This window comes from Bradyrhizobium sp. USDA 3311, from assembly GCF_054062495.1.
This window is the reverse complement of record NZ_JBSSFI010000001.1, coordinates 398,161-416,182: the sequence shown is the minus strand read 5'-3', so window position 1 is coordinate 416,182 and position 18,022 is coordinate 398,161. Positions and strand designations below refer to the sequence as shown.

Here is an 18,022-nt window from a genome sequence, read left to right as displayed (position 1 = left end):
GACAAGATTATTCAAAGCTGAATCGCAATTATGAAACGGCTCACATCCGATGCTTTCGCGACGAGTGCGAAGGGGTAGCGGCGAACCTGCAGCGCAATGAGACCCACGGGTCCGTTCACCAAATCCCACAATCGATATCCCTTTCGTCTTGCCGCAAAGCGGCGAGCATGGCGGTAGCGGCGACGAAAACATGCGCTCTCTCGCGACAAGGGAAGGAATTATGCATCGAATTTGAACGAAAATGCCGATCGTACGAATGGAGCAAGGCAGCGGCGGCTGCATCGTCTCTGGCGCAATCGAGGACGTTTCATGCGCAATTGTGATCTTGTTTCGGGGAGCCTCTTGACCCTGACCGCTGCCGGCATCGTGCTTCTCTGCTCTAGCTTGCTCGCATTTGTTTTGGTTTAGAGCTGGTAGGGGTCTTCCTCAACCTGTAACCGGGGAAGCGGCAGAGTTGTGTCCTATCGACCAACGCTTGTCTCGCCCAGAAGCGACAAGTGGCGCCGTCTGTGGCGGAAAGTGGTGCCTGATCAGGTACGACTCGCAGCGGACGGTGCTGCGCTCCAAGAAGTGTGCGGACTGCCTCGGACACAACGAGAGCACCCCTCGCGAGATCGAGTTGAGGTAGGGGCCATGAAGCAGCACGTAGAGGGCGGGAGCAAGATCGTCTGAAGTCGAAGAAGCTTTTGATTCGGCCATGAGAAGATACTATTTCGATATCCGCGATGGCAGCCAGTTCATCCCCGACGATGAGGGCGTAGAGCTACCCCATGTCGAGGCTGCGCGCGAAGAAGCGACTACTGCGCTCTCGGAGACGGCCCGCGAATGGGTCAGGAGCAGGCCGCATCATCGCATGGCAGTTGAAGTTCGCGATGATCATGGCCCTATCTTGCAGGCGAGCTTTAGCTTCGCGATGAAGCCATCGCGCGCCTCGAAGGCCTTCGCTGGGGATGGAAACGCAATAGTGGACGCTGATTGATAGAGAAATCGGGCGCATCGGCCGTCCTGGGGCAGCAGGCCAACCTTATACAACAAAGACCTACAGTGGACATCAGCTGATTGGGGGCTATGTGAACGAGAAGAGCCAACAGGCTGTAATCCGAGGCACGAATCTTAGCTTGGCGTCGATCTCATCAAGCAGAAGTGCGCCGGTAACCCATCACGCAAAAAGCGCGGCTGGCCGCGAGCAACGTTGTCGAACTGATGAAACTTTGCGCCGCAGCGTCGACCGGGGGCCGCACTGGCGCTGCCAGCCCCGCCAAAGGGTCACGAACGCCACGAGCGGGCAGGGAATGTTGATGCCGATCGAAGGCAAAATGCCCAAGGAAGCTAGAGCAAAAAAGCGACGACCAGGCCGCAGCGAAAGTCCGCATAGTAGGCCGTCTTCGACACTCCGAGCCTCGCTGCAGTCGATTCAGATGTGCAACGTTGGTCTTGCAGCGCGCAGCTAGATCGAAGCCAGGGGGTCTTCAGAGGCTCGCAAGCTCGCGCCTACTGGTCCTTGTCTGGTGCAGTATTTCTAGCGGTCACCTGCGTTGGCAACAGGCCGACGAGGTCCTCGTAAAGCCGAGGATCGGTCGCGCCCTCGGTGTTGATCAGGAAGACCCGCGCATCTCTTCCAAGGCCGATCTTGTCACGCAATGTCTGGTCGGAAGCCACCTGCAATAACCCGGCGAGGCCAACACCGCCACTTTCGCCCGCAACGACAGCAGGGTCGCCATCCCTGGGATTGGCAAGGCGCCTCGGAGCCTTCCAGCGGCTCTTCGGCGATCGTCAAGGTCGATGCAGGGACGGTCTATAACCAGCGTATCGTCATCACCGGATGTCAGCCTGACGGGGGCTGCGATTATCCGATCTCGCTCGATAGCACCGGCTCGCACGACTACAACAACATCGTCATCGACGCGAACAACATCGGCGGGACCGTCGACCTCTACACGCCGATCCCTCCGATCCGTAATTCACGCATCGTCCATATGGATGTCGGTGAGTGGCGTGTCGGCAGCTTTAAAACCACTAATGTGACAGGCGCGCAGACCATGGACACGTTCCTGGTCGATCTCGGCGGCATCGGAGGCGGCTCACCGGTAGCCTTCACCGGAACCTATATCGAGTTGGTGGTTGCTGGCCTCGTTGGCGGCGTCGATGGCGGCGTAATCTTGAAGCGCTACGCCGTGCAGCTGAGCACGACGGCATCTGTCACCGTGCTTGAGAGCTCCGCAAAGCCGGTGCCCGGAAGTCCGTTCTTCGATGTGACTACGACGCTTTCGGGAACGACGATCAAGTTCACGGTGACGTTTACGCCGTCCTCTGCCGGTTCCTCGATAGACGCCCAACTGCGCACGATGGGCGGTGGCGTGCGCGTCAAGCGGCTCTAGCTAAAAAACAAGGTTGTCACTTTGCCCTGACGCTGAGCAATTGTCCGGCCAATACAAGCGACACCTTGTCCCGACCTCGCATTGGCGTGAAATACGAAGTCAAACATTTCGTCGATCGGTAAGAAATAGGTCACCTTCACTATCTTGCCAAGCGTGCGCTTCAAGGTTCACGCCTGATGGCGTGGCCTGTGGGATAAGCGACTGGAGCCAGCGGCGTGATGGATTCTCCAGGGCCAGATACGAGGTCGTCGAGGCTAGCGCGGTGACCAACAAATAGATGCCCAAAATCGCAACGGTTTCGAAGTGGCGGATCTCGAGAAGAACAAAGAGGGCTGCGGTTGGGAAATGCAACATATAGACCGAATAAGAGATATCGCCGACCCACTTTCCCGCGGCGCTTTCTCCAATCCGCTTAGCGGCCGCGGATGTGGCGCATCCCCACACCAACAAGGTGCTTCCAACTAGGGCCGCCAACATCTCGACGTAGCTATCTAAAGGATTAGAGCGCGGGCACATCATGGAGGAAATGAGTATGGCGCCGCCGGCGAAGACGAAGAGCGCGCCCCGGCCGGAGAGCTTTTTCGATCGCGAGCACCACAGCCGGTAGACCAGGGCGCCGGCAAAGAAGTCGCCAGCCGTTCGCACTAATTCAGGCTCGAGTATGCCGCCGATTCTTATGCTTCGACCGGCGACAAGCAGAAGTGCCGATGCTGAAAGCGTGATGACGATCGCGAAGGCGCTCAGGCGATTCCGATAGCCAAGGATGAGGAGCCCGAAATAGGCGTTGACCCAGAATTCTGTCGATATGCTCCACGAAGGTCCGTTGAACGAGTATCCAGCCTGAGGCCCGGCGTACTGCAGGAGCCCTAGATTGAGCAGAAAATGTCGCAAGTCGTTGTTGCCGTAGATGAACTCGTACTTTCCGGTTTTGAGATAGAGTCCGGAAAGGATGACGGTGACGGCAAGGAGGCTGGCTAGGTGAAGAGGATAAAGGCGCGCAAGGCGGCGCAAAATATAGCGCCAGAACTCGCCCGCGGTGCGTATCCGGTCACCATAGGCATGGGTGAGAACGAAGCCGGAGATGACGAAAAAGGTGTCAACCGCGATCTGGCCGTTGGTATAGAACGGCAGGAAGATTTGCGTCAGTGGTTTGGCTTCAAAGAAGAACTGATAGTGCCACATGACGACTACGAACGCGGCGATGCCGCGGGCGCAATCCAGTGCCGCGATACGCGGCGTCTCTTCAGTCATTTTGGACGGTCTCAGTCAGAGGCGCCATCGATCGATTCGACGGTCGGTCGAAGGCGACGCCGGGCGCGCTAAGAAAGCCGGCGATCGATTTCGGCTCGCGGTGATCGACGAGGCCGGTCGCCGGATATTCGTCTTTGGCGGGAAAGTACGCCGTCCGGAACAGAACGTCCCAGATCGTGAAGACTGACGCGAAATTTCGGTGCCAATGCCGCTCCTCCCGCGAATGGTGAATGCGGTGATAGCGAGGCTCGGCCAGGAGATAGCGAAGTGCACCAAAGGAAAGCCGCGAGTTGCTATGCTCGATCGATCCGACCCAGGACAGCAGCGTGCTCACGATGACAACCTGCGGCGCATCGATGGTGACGAGCAGTTGCATCGGCAGCGAGACCAGCAAGATCCTCAGGACAACCTCGCTCAAGTGGTGCCAATTGTTGAGGCCATTGAGCTCCTCGATCGAGTGATGCACCGCGTGCATGCGCCAGAGGAAGGAAACCGCGTGTTGCGCGCGGTGCAGCCAATAATAGAAAAAGTCGCCGATGAAGTAGGACAGAACCGGCGCGACGGCATAGCCGAAAGCCACCTTTGCCCAGTTCGAGGACTCGATCGTGTGCGTGAGGTCGAGGTGAATGAGCGGCTTAAGCGAGGAGATCGGCAGCAGCTGCTGAGAGACCGCAAAGAATGCGGCGGCAAAGGTGATGTAGATCATCCAATTGCCCAATCCGCGTAGGTAGGACAACGGAGATTGCCTTTCGACTGGGATGAGTAGCTCGAGACAAAGAGCGACAGCGGCGCCCGTCAAGACGGCTTTCCAGCCTGAAATAAAAACATCGACAAATTGACCGAGCATGGCTGGCCCCCTTTCTGAAAAGTCGGCTGACGCGCGTAGGTAGCATCCTGATCGCTGGCAAGCACTGTCCCGTTTGGGACATAACGCGGCCCGCGGCCGCAACACCACCAAGCAAATTCAAGGAGAAATCAGATGAGTATCGAAGCCCTCGTGGCGGCGAAACCCTTGCGCATGGGCGCAACGGGCGACGCCGTGAAGCAGATCCAACTCGCGCTGAAGGCCCGGGGCTATCCGCTGACCGGGACGGGGTACTTTGGTCCCCAGACCGATACCTCGGTCGAGGAATTCCAGCGCAGGAACGGCTTGCCCGTGACGGGCGAAGTTGACGTCAGCACCGCGGCGCTGCTCGACAGGGCCGTCCCCACCCAGCCGCCTGCGCCACCGCTCTGGCTTTCGGTTTCCTTGGCTCATCTCGGCCTGCACGAAGGTATCGGGTCTGCCGACAACAAGGAGCTCGTGGCGGACATCAAAACGGTGGCGCCAGACTATCAACATGATGCCACCCCCTGGTGTGCGGGTTGGGTCTCGTTCTGTCTCTCCAAGGCTGGCGAGAAGCCGTCCTCGCAGCCGCTGTGGGCGCTGTCCTACAGCGAAGTCAAGAACGAGCCGGTCGTGAGGCTTGCCGGGCCGGCCCTGGGCGCGATCGCGGTCAAGACCCGCAATGGCGGCGGCCATGTCACGTTCGTTGCCGGCCGCACCCGCGGTGGAGCGCTGGCCTGCTGTGGCGGCAACCAGAACGACTAGGTCAACGTGTCACCGTACAATCCGGACGTCTTCGTCGGCTTCTTCTGGCCGAGGGGGGCGCTGCTGCCGGCCCAAGCCTCAGTCATCTGCCGATCGTGACCAGCGCCGGCAAGCCGGTCTCGAGCGAAGCCTAACGATCCCCAATTCTGACTGCCGACCCTGGCAGTCTGGAAGCGCCGCGCGACGACTCGCGCAATCTCCAAAACCGAAGGAAAATACGATGGTCCGCTTTGCTAAGGCGGCGCTTTGCGTCGCCGTGCTTTCGGTCGTCGCCATTCTGGCGATCGATCCCAACATCGCAGCGTTTGCGGCCGATGCCGCGGCACCGGAGACCGTGGCTCAGGCGACCAGCGACGCCACCAAGGTCACCTGGGCGTACGGTGCAGCGATTTCGCAGTGGGCAGGCGCTATCGCGACGCTGATCCTCGCCGGCGTGACCTGGTTGCTGCGGCTCTTGCCGGGCCAGATCTACAGCATACTGGTCGCGGCTCGCGCCGATCAGATCATCCAGAAGGGCATCGACTACGCCATCAACATGGTGGTGGGGGCCAGCAAGGATAAGGCCCTCACCGTGGACGTGCACAATCAGGTGCTGGCGCAGGCGCTCCAGTATGTGCTCGATCACGCACCGGGTTGGTTGCAGTCCTGGATGGGCGGTCCCGACCAGATCGCACAGAAGATCGTGGCTCGGCTCAACTTGGCGCCGGATGCCGTTCCGGACCTCAACGCTGCCGTGGCGGCCGCGAAGACCTGAGCCATGCTCACTACCAGCAGCAGCATCGCAGCGCTTCTGACGCTGCTGAAACCGGTTCTGGAGGCGTTCTTCAACGCCTTCGGCCGGTCGGTGAATGACCGGATATCGGCCAACCAGGCAAACCAGAACGCCAGAGATCTCGGTTCTGCCGAGGCCAAGATCGAGCAGCAGAACGCCACGATCGACGCCCAGCAGGCCGAGCTCAAGGCGCAGGCGGATGCTCCGAAGTCCGTCGACGACGCGATCAAACGTCGAGGATGGGTCCGCATGACGACGTTCACCTGTACTGGCTGGGTGTTCGTCTGCGCCCAGCTGACATGTGTCGCGCCAGATCCGGCGCCGGTGGTTGTTTGCCCGCCGGTCCGGACCTGGTCACGCGACTTCCAAAAACGCGTCGCGGAAGAACTCCGCGCCAATCCGAATAGCGCTCTTGCTGAGGTAGCAGTCCAGGCGATTGGTGACCGCGACGTCGCTCGTGCGTGCGCCGGCAAAGGCAAGCGCCGTGAGTGACGTCGTCGCCAACACATTGAGCTCGATGGGCCCGGCGGGGGCCGCCATCACCGTGCTGATGACGAGCATCTCGGGGTGCCTCGCCGCCATCGTCTACCTCTACAAACAGAACACCAAGCTCCATCTTGAGCGCCGCGCCGAGAGCGCGGTGATCATCAAGCTGGTCGAGAGCACCAATACGACACTGACCAAGATTGCGGACTCTGCTGCGGAGCGGGACAAGTTCACAGAGGAGCTCGCTGACGCCATCAAGGCAGGCCCAAGCCTTCGAAATGGTGAACCAGCGGATCGAATTCTACCACGAAGGCAATATCGAAAAGATCAAGGATCTTGTGCTCGCTCTCGGCTCTCACGCCGAAGCCGTCCGCGTCAACACGGGGATCGTTACCGAGACGCGAAACGGCAATACCGCGATTCAGACGCATGTCAGCGAAATGAAAGCGAAGCTGGATGTGCTGCCCGGAAAGATGGATGGGGTGCATACGACCGTCGGCGACATGAAGGGGAAGCTGGAGTCGCTCGCGGGGAAAATGGATGGGGTGCTGGCACGGAGGAGACGATGAGCATTCTCACATTTCTTCGCAGGTTGCATCTGGTCGACCCCTTCAGTGAAGCCGACGTCGAGGAAGCGAAAGCCGAGAACGCGTTGCGCGAGCACAGTGCGGTCATGGATAGGATCGAGGCTATCGTCAAGGGCACGCGTGAGGCCCAGAGCAGGTTGCGGGAATCAATCGCGTACTCGCGTTCATCGAGTCACTCGGCGCCGGCCCAGAGCCCTGACGTCATGGCCAGGCTCGTCCATGACATGAAGTCGATGGGACAGAACCAGCGGAAGGGGGCGCACTAAATGCTGACGGCACGGTTTCTCGAGGGAATGAACGGCGTGCTGTTCTTCCTGCTTCTGTTCGGCTGCTTCATGTTTGGCCTGTACATCGCGCGCGAGGTCATAAGGAGCGGTTTCCAGCGCATGCCGTTGCAAGCAGCGATTTCAATCTTCGTTCTGATTGGAGGCGAAGCCGTTGCGCGGGGGTGGCTCTGGTGGTGGCGTCACCTCGTTAATAGAGGACTTGATGCAGGTTGGATGATTGAGGATCCGGTTCTGTTGGTCGGCGCCTTCGTCGAGATTCTCGGCATCATCTGCGTGATCCGCGTTTTTGCGCCGGATCATTGGGGGCGGAATGTCTGGATTGGGTCGTCGCTCTTCGCGACCACTTTAACAGTTTTGTTCTTCTACATCTGAGGACTCAGGGGGAGGGATTGCGATATGAAATATGATGCGCTCGCGCTAATTCTGATCGGCTTGCTAATCGTTGGGATCGCCTATCATCGCGATGTTCGCTCCAGCTTCGAGGACGGCTCGTTCCTCGTCATGATCGTTTTGTATCTCGCTGGATTCGGCTGTTGCCGGATTCATACTGACCGGCCTTCCGCAGCAAGTTCAGAACGCGGTCGCCACGCTTCGGAAGGCGCGCGCCGAAGTTGAACGGTTCATCGATCCCGACGCCGAGCTCGTCGAACTTGCCGAGCGCATCAAGTGCTGCCACCTGACCATCGTCGACGCCGACGAACGCCTCGAGGAAGCCGGCGCCCGGTATGACGCGATCAAGCCTGAACGATCGCAGGCGCTGGTTTGGCGATGGAGCGACGATGCCGGATTCGTGGAGAAATGTGTGAATACGCCTCATTGCACCGACGAGTCGATCGACGCCCTGCGCGGCAGCGAGTGGCCGGACGAACGCCGCCGGCATCGAGCCGCCGAGCTCATCGAGGCGCTCGATGACTACCGGGCCCGGAACGATGCTGCAATCGAGCAAAGCGGCTCAGCCGTCGCTGCGGAGGCGCTGGAAGCGCTCCTGGATGAGCGCTACCAAATTACCGACCGGATGAGTGAGCTGAAGCCAAGGACGTTGCGAGGGCTTCAGGCGCTGGCCACAGGGTCGTCTATGCCGAATGGAACGGCGACATCGGGCGCCGTCCGAGCGAGTCGCTGGACGATGAACTTGTCAACATGATCATCCGGGCGCTGACGGAGGAGCCCTTGGCGGCCTAAGCGCCGCGGCGTGCCCGCCGGTTCGCGCCGGCGGGCGTTCCTCTGACGACCGACCTGGCCATTGCGTTCGTTAGATCAGAAGAACAAAAACAGAAGCGTCGTGTTGCGTCCGTGTTGCGTGGATCAATTTGTAGTGCCGCGTAAGGCTTTGAATTTGCTGCATGCGGTTTGCAGCACGGCGCAGCACGAATTTCGCTCGCAGAACGAAGCCGCAACTCAGATAAGCTATTGATTATAGGTATAAACATTGGCGATCCCAGCAGAACTACCACAGTAGTTTGTCTCATACACTTAGCTTGGCAAATCGCGTTATGGGCTGGTCCTGAGGGAATTCAGCTTTTTGCCGCTTTGGCAAACTGCCGGCCGTCGTGGCCTCGCCGGTCTTCACTGAAATTGGGAGAGGGGCGCCCGGCTGCTGCCGATTGAGCGCGGACTGATGCAACGGGTTGGTTTGACGACTATCCCCGTCCACGTCCGCGCGCTGAACTCCTCTCCGCTTGCGGACGCGATTAGCCGTCAGGTTGCCGGACCACAAAACCGGGAATGCACCGCCGGAACTTCAGGCGAAAGCCTTTCCGACGGCCCGACTGCCCGAGCACGGGCTGAGGGATAGCTAGGACCACGAACCCCAGCGTTGCCGCGGTGTATGCGCGGCGGGGAGCGGCTGGCCACCGATAAAAGGCAGTCCTGGGTATACGGTGCTGAGATGTGCTCCCTCTATGCCGCTCTCCTCTCCAGCAATGGGGAGGGGGAGGACGCGGAAGGCGGACTATTGTCTAAAAGGAGCGAAGAATGTCACGTTCCAGGTCGCGAGTTTGTCTGCAGGATGGATTGAAGCTCGACATCAATCGCCTCGCTCGAAATAGCTTCGTAAAATTCGGGGCGAATATTGGTGTGAAAGGCATCGCTTGGAATCATTCGTATTGGGGAGAGATTGCGCAAGGGCTCATCAGCGCCGACATGACGGACGCCCATCGCGCCTGGCTCAAGGTCGAGCTAGGCGACTTTGCCCAGCGGATAACGCTAGTCTCCCGGTTTCGCCATTTCGGCGGCCATCAGTGGTACTTTCTGTGCCCGGCCACACATCGGCTGGCCGCCGTCCTCTGGAAACCTCCAGGGGCCCTCCGATTTTGCAGCCGCCAGACATGGGGCCGGCAGGTGGCGTACGCTTCGCAGTTTTTGGACCGGGATAGCCGCGCACATTACGCGCGATCCAAGCTCAACAGCCGGCTATCTTTAATCGGAGGATTTGATCCAGGCGATTGGGATTTTCCGCCCAAGCCAAAATGGATGAGGTGGAAAACTTACGGGCGCTACGAAACCCGATTCGAGCGGTATGAGGCGATCTTGGACCAAGGTTGTGCATCTCTGGTAGCGAAACTTCTGAGACAAAAAGGCCTTTGAATTCAATGGTGAAATTCAAGTTTGCCAAGATATTTCGATTTGCATAGAGCCTCGGCGCGCGTATGTGTCACAACTGCAGACGGCCGTGAAAGGCGTCCGGCAACGCGCATAGCGGGCGTAAATGATCGTTTTAGTTGCGGAGGCGTTGCTGCGCCATTCAGCGACGAACGTCGGGATGGCCAAGCACGCGGGTTGCTACTTACGGTAGGAAAGTCGAAAGTGCAGGGGGGTCCTAAATGGACGCAAGAGTTGCGGCGAGGGCCGAAGTGATCGACGTTGCACCGCGGCAATTCGCGGCGGATCATTTTAAGGGCATCGAAAAATTCGAGGGGGACCTTTGGAAGATCGCCGACAATCTGCGGGCAAACTCCAATCTGGCGTCGAACGAATATTTCATGCCCATCATGGGCCTGATCTTCCTGCGCCATGCCACGAACCGGTTCTATGAGGCGCAAGCGGCCATCGAGGCCGAGAAGAAGGCGGGCAAGATGCCGGATCGCCCGCTGGTCGAAGCGGATTTCACGCGCCGCCGCGCGCTGAACCTGCCGGAAGCCGCCCGTTTTGACGTGATCCTGAAAACGCCAAAGGATGGCAATCTCGGCGCTGCGCTCACGGCTGCGATGGAGGCCATTGAGGCTGCCTTCCCGCCGCTCGCGGGCCAATTGCCAAAGGATTACGGGCGTTTCGAGGGCAGCGTCCTTGAAGAAATGATGCGCATGTTCGATTCCGAGGGCCTGCGCAGCGCCTCGGGCGATGTGTTCGGGCGCATCTACGAATATTTCCTCGCCGAGTTTTCGAAGCAAGGCGCACATGATGGCGGCGAGTTCTTCACACCGCCCTCGATCGTGCAGACCATTGTTAACGTGATCGAGCCCGATCACGGCGTCATCCTCGATCCGGCTTGCGGTTCGGGCGGTATGTTCGTGCAGTCGAGCCATTTCATCGAGGATGCGGGCCAGGACACGATGAAGCGTGTCATTCTACGGCCACGAGAAGAACGAGACCACCGCCAGGCTCGCGCAGATCAATCTTGCCGTTCACGGCCTGCAAGGCACGATCCGGGCCGGTAACGACGCCATAACCTATTACAAGGACCCGCACGAACTCGTCGGCAAGTGCGACTTCGTGATGGCCAATCCGCCCTTCAACGTGGACGAGGTGGACGCCGAGAAGGTGAAGGGCGACAAGCGCCTGCCCTTCGGCCTGCCGGGCGTCAACAAGGGCAAGAAGGTCTCGAACGCCAATTATCTGTGGATGTCCTATTTCTACAGCTACCTGAACGAGAATGGTCGGGCGGGCGTGGTGATGTCGTCGCAGGCGTCGAGCGCGGGCCGGGATGAGGCGATAGTGCGCCAGAAACTGGTCGAGACCGGCGCGGTCGATGTGATGATCGATATTCGCGGCAACTTCTTCTACACGCGTACCGTGCCCTGTCAGCTTTGGTTCTTTGACCGGTCGAAGGAGAAGGATGCGGCGCGGCGCGACCATGTGCTCCTGCTCGATGCGCGGCAAATCTTCCGCAAGGTCTCGCGCTCTGTGTGCGACTTCAGCCCCGAGCAGCAGAAGAACATCGCCGCCATCATCTGGCTCTATCGCGGGCAGCAGAGCCGTTTCCTGAAGCTGGTGGAAAGCTATCTGGCGCAAGCCGTAGAGCTTGGCGCGAAGGCGCAAAAGCCGCTGGAGGCCTACGAGGAGGCGCTCGGCAAGCTTGCCGATCTCATGGATCCCTTCGCCAAGGTGAAGCGCAAGGATGATCCGCTGGCCGGGCCTTGGGATGAACTCACGAGCGCGCAGGCGACCTTGACGGAGGATATCGAGGCTTTCGGCACGGAAGCGGCGGTGCAGGCCGAGCCTTGGACCAAGGCGAACCGTGACAATGCCGGGCTGAACGAGGCGCGGGTGGCGCTGCATCCTCTGGCGGATCGCTGCCGAGATTTGACTAAGCAGATCGACCTTGCGGCCAAGCTCGCGGGTCGGGTGATCGACATCGCGGTGAAGGAGCTTGCCGCAAGGGATGCGGACGCCTGGAACAATGCCGAGGTGAACAAGGCGCGGAAAGCTTTGGACGAGGTGCGGGCGGCGGCGGCGGAGGCGCTGCGGCAGGCGCGCTATTTTGTGAAACAGGCGGATTGGTTGCAGGAGCGCTTCCCCAATGCGGTGCTGCGCGATGTCGAGGGGCTGGTGAAGCGCGTCGATCGTGCCGCAATCAAGGCGCATGACTGGAGCCTGACGCCGGGCCGTTTATGTCGGCGTCGCGCCGGAGGAAACGGACGAGGATTTCGATTTCGAGGAGGCCCTGCGCGCCATCCACATCGACCTGAATGGGTTGAACGAGGAAGCGGTGGAACTGGCGGCGCGGATTGCCAAGAACTTTGAGGAGCTGGGGGCGTGACGAAATCGACCGCTCCTATCAAGGCGTTTGCGATTGGCATTTACGATGGGCCGCACGCCACTCCAGAACCGTCTGACGACGGCCCCATCTTTCTCGGGATTAAGAACGTCACAGAGGATGGACGGCTAGATTTCTCTGAAATCCGGCATGTCTCGGAGAAAGAGTTTCCAAAGTGGACGCGGCGCGTAACACCGCAGAGGAACGACATAGTCTTCTCTTATGAGGCGACATTGCACCGATACGCCCGGATTCCAGATGGTTTCGTCGGTTGCCTCGGACGACGAATGGCGCTCATCCGACCCGACGTAGAAAAAGTTGAGCCGCGATTCTTGCACTACTTTTTGTTGTCGCCGGGTTGGCGGGCGAAGATGGATGCAATCACCATCAATGGTGCCACGGTCAACCGAATTCCCCTTACGAGTTTTCCTGACACTATTGTTTCTTTCCCAGGCCTGAATGAGCAGACTGCTGTCGCCGACGTCCTCTCCGCCTACGACGACCTGATCGAGAACAATCGGCGGCGGATTGCGCTGTTGGAGCACGCGGCGCAGATGTTCTACCGCGAGTGGTTTGCCAACCTCCGCTTTCCGGGACACGAACACGTTAAGATCATCGACGGCACCCCCCAAGGGTGGGAGCGCAGGAGGTTGGGCAGTATCCTGACCTTGAAGAGAGGGTATGATCTTCCAGAGGCGAAAAGAGTCGCAGGCTCGTTTCCGATCGTCTCGTCGTCAGGTATCACGGGTTTTCATACTGACCACAAGGCAGTTGGCCCGGGCGTAGTAACGGGCCGATACGGCACACTTGGTCAAGTGTATTACGTTGAGGGAGGCTATTGGCCCCTCAACACGGCCTTATACGTTAAGGATTTTCAAGGCTCCCATCCCCTCATGGTTTTTCATCTGCTGAAAGCCTTGTTGAAAGGCATTATTGCAGAAAAAGCTGCGGTGCCAGGGCTGGATCGAAATGTGCTTCATGCGATGCTAATCACTTGGCCTCCCGAAAATCTCCGTAACTTGTTCGTGGAAGTCGTGGTCGATCACCAGAACCAGGTGAGGGTTCTTGAAGCGATGAACGAGAAACTGACGCAGGCCCGCGATCTTCTCCTTCCACGACTGATGAGCGGGGAGATGCCCGTATGATGTCGGCACCGGAGGTCCGATGGCGGTGACCGGCATCAACAGCGAGGACCGGCTGGTGCAGTCCACCTTCGCCGAGCATTTAAAGGAGAAGCTCGGCTGGGAAACCGTCTACGCGTTCAACGACGAGACCTTCGGGCCGGGCGGCACTTTGGGCCGAGCCAGTACCAGCGAGCCGTTCCTCACCCGCGACCTGCGCGCTGCCCTTGAGCGCCTCAACCCCGATCTGCCGCCTTCCGCCGTCGACGATGCCTTGCGGGCGCTCACCGTCCATGATTTCAGCCGGTCGATGGTGCAGCACAATCAGGATTTCGCCCGCCTGATCCGCAATGGCGTGCCCGTCTCCTGGCGTGACGCCACAGGCCAGCGCCGGGATGCCCGTGCCCGCGTGATCGCCTTCGACAACAGGCCCGGATCAAACCGCTTCCTTGCCGTGCGCGAGTTGAAGCTCACCGGCCTGCGGACGCCGAGTTACAACCGCCGCGCCGATCTTATCTGCTTCGTCAATGGGCTGCCGCTGGTCTTCATCGAGTTGAAGGCGGTCTACAAGAACATCCGCGCTGGGTTCGACGGCAATCTGCGCGACTACATGGACGAAAACGTCGTCGCCCATGCCTTCCACCACAACGCCTTCCTGATCGTGAGCAATGGCCATCGCGCCCGCTACGGGTCGATCACCAGCGAGTGGGATCATTTCGCCGAATGGAAGGGGCTCGATGAAGGCGACAAGGGAGCCGTTGAAGCCGAGGTTCTGCTGAACGGCATGCTGGCGCATGACCGGCTGCTCGACATCGTCGAGAACTTCATCCTGTTCGACGAGAGCAAGGCGGGTGCCACTCGCAAGGTGGTGGCGCGCAACCATCAGGTGCTCGGCGTCAACCGCGCGGTGGCGTCCGTCGCCCATCAGGAGGAATTGAAGCGGGAATTTCCGCCCGAAAGGCGGCTTCTGCATCGCGTGATCGAACTGCCGCTGGAGAAGCGCGCCATCGCCGACCAGAAGCGGCTTGCCAGCGCGGAGAGAGAAGGTGCGCCGGCCTTGCCGTCTTTCGTTCCCGAAGGGCCGGTCAACATCATCGAGCGGGCGCACCCGGACCTCGGACGGCTCGGCGTGTTCTGGCACACGCAGGGCAGCGGCAAGAGCTATTCCATGGCCTTCTTTGCCGAGAAGGTGCGCCGCAAGGTGCCAGGCAATTTCACCTTCCTGCTGATGACGGATCGGAACGATCTGGACAGCCAGATTTACAAGACCTTCGTGGGCTGCGACGTGGTCGAGAAGGATACGCCGCGCGCCGCCTCGGGCGCGGACCTCGAAAAGCTGCTGAAGGAAAATCACCGCTACATTTTCAGCCTAATCCACAAGTTCAATCAGGATGTGGACCCCAAAAAACCCTATAGCGAACGCGACGACATCATCGTGATTTCCGACGAGGCTCACCGGACACAATCCGGGCGGCTGGCGCGCAATATGCGGCTGGCGCTGCCGAACGCCGCATTTATCGGCTTCACCGGAACGCCGCTGTTCAAGCAGGACGAGATCACCAAGCGCATCTTCGGCAATTATGTCTCGCGCTATGATTTCAAAAGGTCCGAGGAAGACGGCGCGACCGTCAAGCTCGTTTACGAGAACCGGGGCGAGAAACTGGGCCTTGCCCATGCCGATCTGAACGCGCGGATGGCCGAGAAGATCGAAGAGGCCGAACTCGATACGGACCAGGCGGCTCTGCTCGATAAATTGCTGGGCAAGGACTACGAGGTTGTCACGGCCGACGAACGACTGGACAAGATCGCGGCGGATTTCGTCGAACATTGCGCGACGCGCTGGGAATCGGGGAAGTCTCTTTTCGTCTGCATCGACAAGATCACCTGCGCCCGCATGCTTCAGCGAATTACGCCACGGTGGAAATCGAAGGCGGCGCAAGTTCGAGCAGAGTTTGAAGCCAAGCGTGCGGAAGCGGCGGCGACAAAGGACGGGACGGTTCGCGCGGCGCTGGCGGATCAGGCGCAGAAACTCGAGAGGCAAGCCAACTGGCTGGATGAGACCATCGTCGAGATTATCATCAGCGAGGCGCAGAACGAGGTCGCCGACTTCAAGAAATGGGGATTCGACATCATCCCGCACCGCGAACGGATGAAGAAGGGCTTTGAGGCAGAAGGTGGCGAGCGCGTCGATGTCGAAACTGCATTCAAGAGCCCGAAGCATCCGTTCCGCGTGGCGATCGTGTGCGCCATGTGGCTGACGGGCTTCGATGTGGAATGCCTTTCGACGCTCTACATCGACAAGCCCATGAAGGCGCACACCCTGATGCAGGCGATCGCGCGAGCGAACCGGGTGTTCCCCGGCAAGGATTTCGGGCTGATCGTCGATTACAATGGGATGCTCAAGAGCCTTCGCGCGGCCCTGGCGCAATATGCCCTCGGCGAGGACGGCGCCGGCGGCGAGGAAATCGTTGCGCCCATCGAGGAGCGGGTACAGGCGCTCATCGAGGCCATCGAGGCGACCGAAGCGCATCTGCGCGGGCTTGGTTTCGATCCAGCAACGCTGGTTGGTGCGAAGGGTTTTGTGCGGATCAAAGGGCTCGCCGACGCGGTCGAAGCCGTCTATTCCAGCGATGAAGCTAAGCGCCGCTTCGAGATCATGGCGCGGCAGGTTTTCATTCGCTTCAAGGCGCTGATCGTTGAACCGAGCGCCTGGGCCTTCGCCGAGCGGCATGACAACATCGAGGCGATCTACAAAAAGCTCAGCGAGCGGCGCGACATGGCTGACGTGACCGAGCTGCTCAAGGAACTGCACCGGATCGTTAACGAAGCTATCCGCACCCAAGCGCCGGGCGAGGATCAAACCGAAGGGCTGACATTCGATCTCAGCAAGATCGATCTCGAAAAGTTGCGCGACGAGTTCGCGAAGAAGGTTAGACGGAAGGCGACCGCGCTTCAGGACATCCGCGACATCGTCGAGCAAAAGCTCGCCGAGATGTTGGCGCGCAACCCGATGCGGATGGACTATCAGGTGAAATACGAATCGATCATCGCGGATTACAACAGCGAGAAGGATCGCACGACAATTGAGGAGACATTCAGGCGGCTGATCGAACTGGTGCAGAGCCTTGACGAGGAGCAGACGCGGGCGGCGCGCGAGAATCTTTCGGACGAAGAGCTGGCCATGTTCGACCTGCTGAAGCGGAATGATCTGAGCAAGGGCGACCGCGAGCGCGTGAAACAGGCGAGCCGGGAGATGCTGGCAACAATCAAGGGTCGGCTTGCTGAACTGGATCGATTCTGGGAAAAAGAGCAGACAAAGGCGGACGTGGAAGTGTTTATTCTCGACGAGGTATTCGCCCGCCTTCCAACGCCGCCGTTCACGCCTGAGGAAAAGAAACTCGTTGCCGAGAACGTCTATGCCCATGTCTGGCAGCAGGCCATAAGCCGGGGGTTCAACGCTGCTGGATAGTGCAGCCCAGGGGCCCGGCGCGGGCCCGCAGCTCGATCGCTGCATCAGAGGCCGGACAGATGGCGGCATCCGACTACGTGCCAATCTTAAAAACCGCTTGCACTTGGGGCGTCCACAGATGGGCGCGATCAGATTCTCGAAATCGCTACGAAAAGATCAGTCGTTGCCATAGTCCGGCTCGTATTCCCGCTGACGTGTCTCCGTTTCGACATGGTCTACATCCAATCCTACCGCTTCGATTGCCTCCCGAGTGTCGAGGTGAAGATTGCAGGAAGGGCACCGGAACTCTTCCGCGACATAAAAGATATCGACCATCTCCTCGTCGGGATGTTCGCTGTCTTCCTCGGAAACCTCCTCGTTGTACTTGACGCCGGTAAGGAATGATCGCGACTTGCATGCCGGGCATTCCGTATCCCAGATCTCGTCGGCAAGCAGCCTGAAGCTTCGGCGCATTTCCCACGCGTCCAGGGCGGCGGCTTTTGCGTAAGCCTCGTCACGGTCCTTCTTCGCACGGGCCGCAAAGGCTTCGGCCGCCGTCTCAACCCGGATCTTGGCAGCTTCTTCGGTTGCGTGCGTATATTCGGCAAGAAGCTCTTTTGGCGCCGGCGCCTTATCGGCACCGAGCCACGACTCGATCGTGCTTGAACACGCCTCCAAGATAATTTCCGCGGTGTGCCAGTAGCGGCCTTCCCACGAGGCCGCGACAACGCCCTCGAAGGGAGCCTCTCCGGAATGCAACTCGGCATTCCGTTTCAGGCTCATGTTTGTGCAGAATTCCTGTGTCTTCTTATCAAACCTTTTCGAAACATGGGTGAGCCGCTCGAACAACGTCTTTGCGATAATTGTTTTTACGTCGGTGCCGACGTGCATGCCAGCCGCGGCAAACAACGAAATGTAGCTTTGCGGATCGGCCACAAGACAAGGGTGAATTTTTGCGAGAGCTGCCTTACCGAGGAGTTCGAGCGAAAGTGACGCCCATAGCTGATATTCGCCCATGGACCCTGCTGCTTTCGCCGCCAGCGCGCGGCTGATGTAGGCCTGTGATTTTCCCATGAGCGCGTCCGCTGAAAGGGCAGCGGGGACTGCAGGCTCTTTTGTGGGCATG

General features: G+C 59.5%; 18 protein-coding genes. 13 read left to right on the top strand and 5 right to left on the bottom strand.

All coding sequences use genetic code 11. From position 1 onward, the window contains the following. The first annotated feature begins 697 nt into the window (after positions 1–697). Complete coding sequence (locus ACVWW6_RS01970; protein ID WP_456680056.1) at positions 698–979, top strand: DUF6894 family protein; 282 nt, start codon at positions 698–700, stop codon at positions 977–979. Positions 980–1,491: 512 nt separating this feature from the next. Here ACVWW6_RS01970 and ACVWW6_RS01965 read toward each other — a convergent pair. Beyond that, complete coding sequence (locus ACVWW6_RS01965) at positions 1,492–1,641, bottom strand: hypothetical protein (protein ID WP_456680055.1); 150 nt, start codon at positions 1,639–1,641, stop codon at positions 1,492–1,494. On the opposite strand from ACVWW6_RS01965, the gene ACVWW6_RS01960 reads away from it, so the two are divergent. Beyond that, entirely contained in the window at positions 1,641–2,378 is a 738-nt protein-coding gene (locus ACVWW6_RS01960) for a hypothetical protein (RefSeq protein ID WP_456680054.1), read from the top strand. The genes ACVWW6_RS01965 and ACVWW6_RS01960 overlap by 1 nt on opposite strands. A gap of 99 nt (positions 2,379–2,477) precedes the next feature. Here ACVWW6_RS01960 and ACVWW6_RS01955 read toward each other — a convergent pair whose 3' ends face one another. Both ACVWW6_RS01955 and ACVWW6_RS01950 read right to left on the bottom strand, forming a co-directional pair. Further along, positions 2,478–3,629 (bottom strand): acyltransferase family protein, encoded by a 1,152-nt coding sequence (locus ACVWW6_RS01955; protein WP_456680053.1) that lies wholly within the window; start codon positions 3,627–3,629, stop codon positions 2,478–2,480. Beyond that, a complete protein-coding gene (locus tag ACVWW6_RS01950) occupies positions 3,622–4,476 on the bottom strand; it encodes a sterol desaturase family protein (protein WP_456680052.1) in 855 nt (284 codons plus the stop codon). Before ACVWW6_RS01950 ends, ACVWW6_RS01955 begins: the two co-directional genes overlap by 8 nt. A 132-nt stretch (positions 4,477–4,608) precedes the next feature. Here ACVWW6_RS01950 and ACVWW6_RS01945 point away from each other — a divergent pair, with 132 nt between their 5' ends. The 6 genes from ACVWW6_RS01945 (at position 4,609) to ACVWW6_RS01920 (ending at position 7,724) form a co-directional block, all read left to right on the top strand. Further along, on the top strand, positions 4,609–5,220 hold the full coding sequence (locus tag ACVWW6_RS01945) for an NlpC/P60 family protein (RefSeq protein WP_456680051.1): 612 nt from the start codon (positions 4,609–4,611) through the stop codon (positions 5,218–5,220). 220 nt (positions 5,221–5,440) lie between these two features. Further along, the gene (locus ACVWW6_RS01940; RefSeq protein ID WP_456680050.1) at positions 5,441–5,974 is read left to right on the top strand and encodes a hypothetical protein; all 534 of its coding nucleotides are present in this window, start codon (positions 5,441–5,443) and stop codon (positions 5,972–5,974) included. Between the two features lie 3 nt (positions 5,975–5,977). Continuing rightward, a complete protein-coding gene (locus tag ACVWW6_RS01935; RefSeq protein ID WP_456680049.1) occupies positions 5,978–6,484 on the top strand; it encodes a hypothetical protein in 507 nt (168 codons plus the stop codon). Between the two features lie 272 nt (positions 6,485–6,756). Beyond that, positions 6,757–7,047 carry a hypothetical protein gene (locus ACVWW6_RS01930; protein ID WP_456680048.1) on the top strand — a complete coding sequence of 97 codons (291 nt, stop codon included), beginning with the start codon at positions 6,757–6,759 and terminating at the stop codon, positions 7,045–7,047. Continuing rightward, positions 7,044–7,331 (top strand): hypothetical protein, encoded by a 288-nt coding sequence (locus ACVWW6_RS01925; protein ID WP_456680047.1) that lies wholly within the window; start codon positions 7,044–7,046, stop codon positions 7,329–7,331. The genes ACVWW6_RS01930 and ACVWW6_RS01925 overlap by 4 nt, the downstream gene beginning before the upstream one ends. Then, complete coding sequence (locus ACVWW6_RS01920; RefSeq protein WP_456680046.1) at positions 7,332–7,724, top strand: hypothetical protein; 393 nt, start codon at positions 7,332–7,334, stop codon at positions 7,722–7,724. Between the two features lie 127 nt (positions 7,725–7,851). Here ACVWW6_RS01920 and ACVWW6_RS01915 read toward each other — a convergent pair whose 3' ends face one another. Continuing rightward, positions 7,852–8,298, bottom strand: coding sequence for a hypothetical protein (locus ACVWW6_RS01915; RefSeq protein WP_456680045.1), 447 nt, complete (start codon positions 8,296–8,298; stop codon positions 7,852–7,854). A gap of 1,067 nt (positions 8,299–9,365) precedes the next feature. Here ACVWW6_RS01915 and ACVWW6_RS01910 point away from each other — a divergent pair. The 5 genes from ACVWW6_RS01910 to ACVWW6_RS01890 all read left to right on the top strand — a co-directional run bounded on the left by ACVWW6_RS01910 (position 9,366) and on the right by ACVWW6_RS01890 (position 16,917). Beyond that, positions 9,366–9,938, top strand: a complete 573-nt coding sequence (locus ACVWW6_RS01910) for a hypothetical protein (RefSeq protein ID WP_456680044.1) — start codon at positions 9,366–9,368, stop codon at positions 9,936–9,938. Positions 9,939–10,174: 236 nt separating this feature from the next. Then, positions 10,175–11,008, top strand: a complete 834-nt coding sequence (locus tag ACVWW6_RS01905) for a type I restriction-modification system subunit M (RefSeq protein WP_456680043.1) — start codon at positions 10,175–10,177, stop codon at positions 11,006–11,008. Beyond that, positions 10,911–12,314: an HsdM family class I SAM-dependent methyltransferase gene (locus ACVWW6_RS01900; protein ID WP_456680042.1), complete on the top strand. Its 1,404-nt coding sequence runs from the start codon at positions 10,911–10,913 to the stop codon at positions 12,312–12,314. The genes ACVWW6_RS01905 and ACVWW6_RS01900 overlap by 98 nt, the downstream gene beginning before the upstream one ends. A gap of 12 nt (positions 12,315–12,326) precedes the next feature. Then, complete coding sequence (locus tag ACVWW6_RS01895; protein WP_456680041.1) at positions 12,327–13,472, top strand: restriction endonuclease subunit S; 1,146 nt, start codon at positions 12,327–12,329, stop codon at positions 13,470–13,472. 19 nt (positions 13,473–13,491) lie between these two features. Beyond that, on the top strand, positions 13,492–16,917 hold the full coding sequence (locus ACVWW6_RS01890) for a type I restriction endonuclease subunit R (RefSeq protein ID WP_456680040.1): 3,426 nt from the start codon (positions 13,492–13,494) through the stop codon (positions 16,915–16,917). A 156-nt stretch (positions 16,918–17,073) separates the two neighbouring features. Here ACVWW6_RS01890 and ACVWW6_RS01885 read toward each other — a convergent pair whose 3' ends face one another. Continuing rightward, complete coding sequence (locus ACVWW6_RS01885; protein WP_456680039.1) at positions 17,074–18,021, bottom strand: hypothetical protein; 948 nt, start codon at positions 18,019–18,021, stop codon at positions 17,074–17,076. Between the last annotated feature and the right edge of the window lies 1 nt (position 18,022).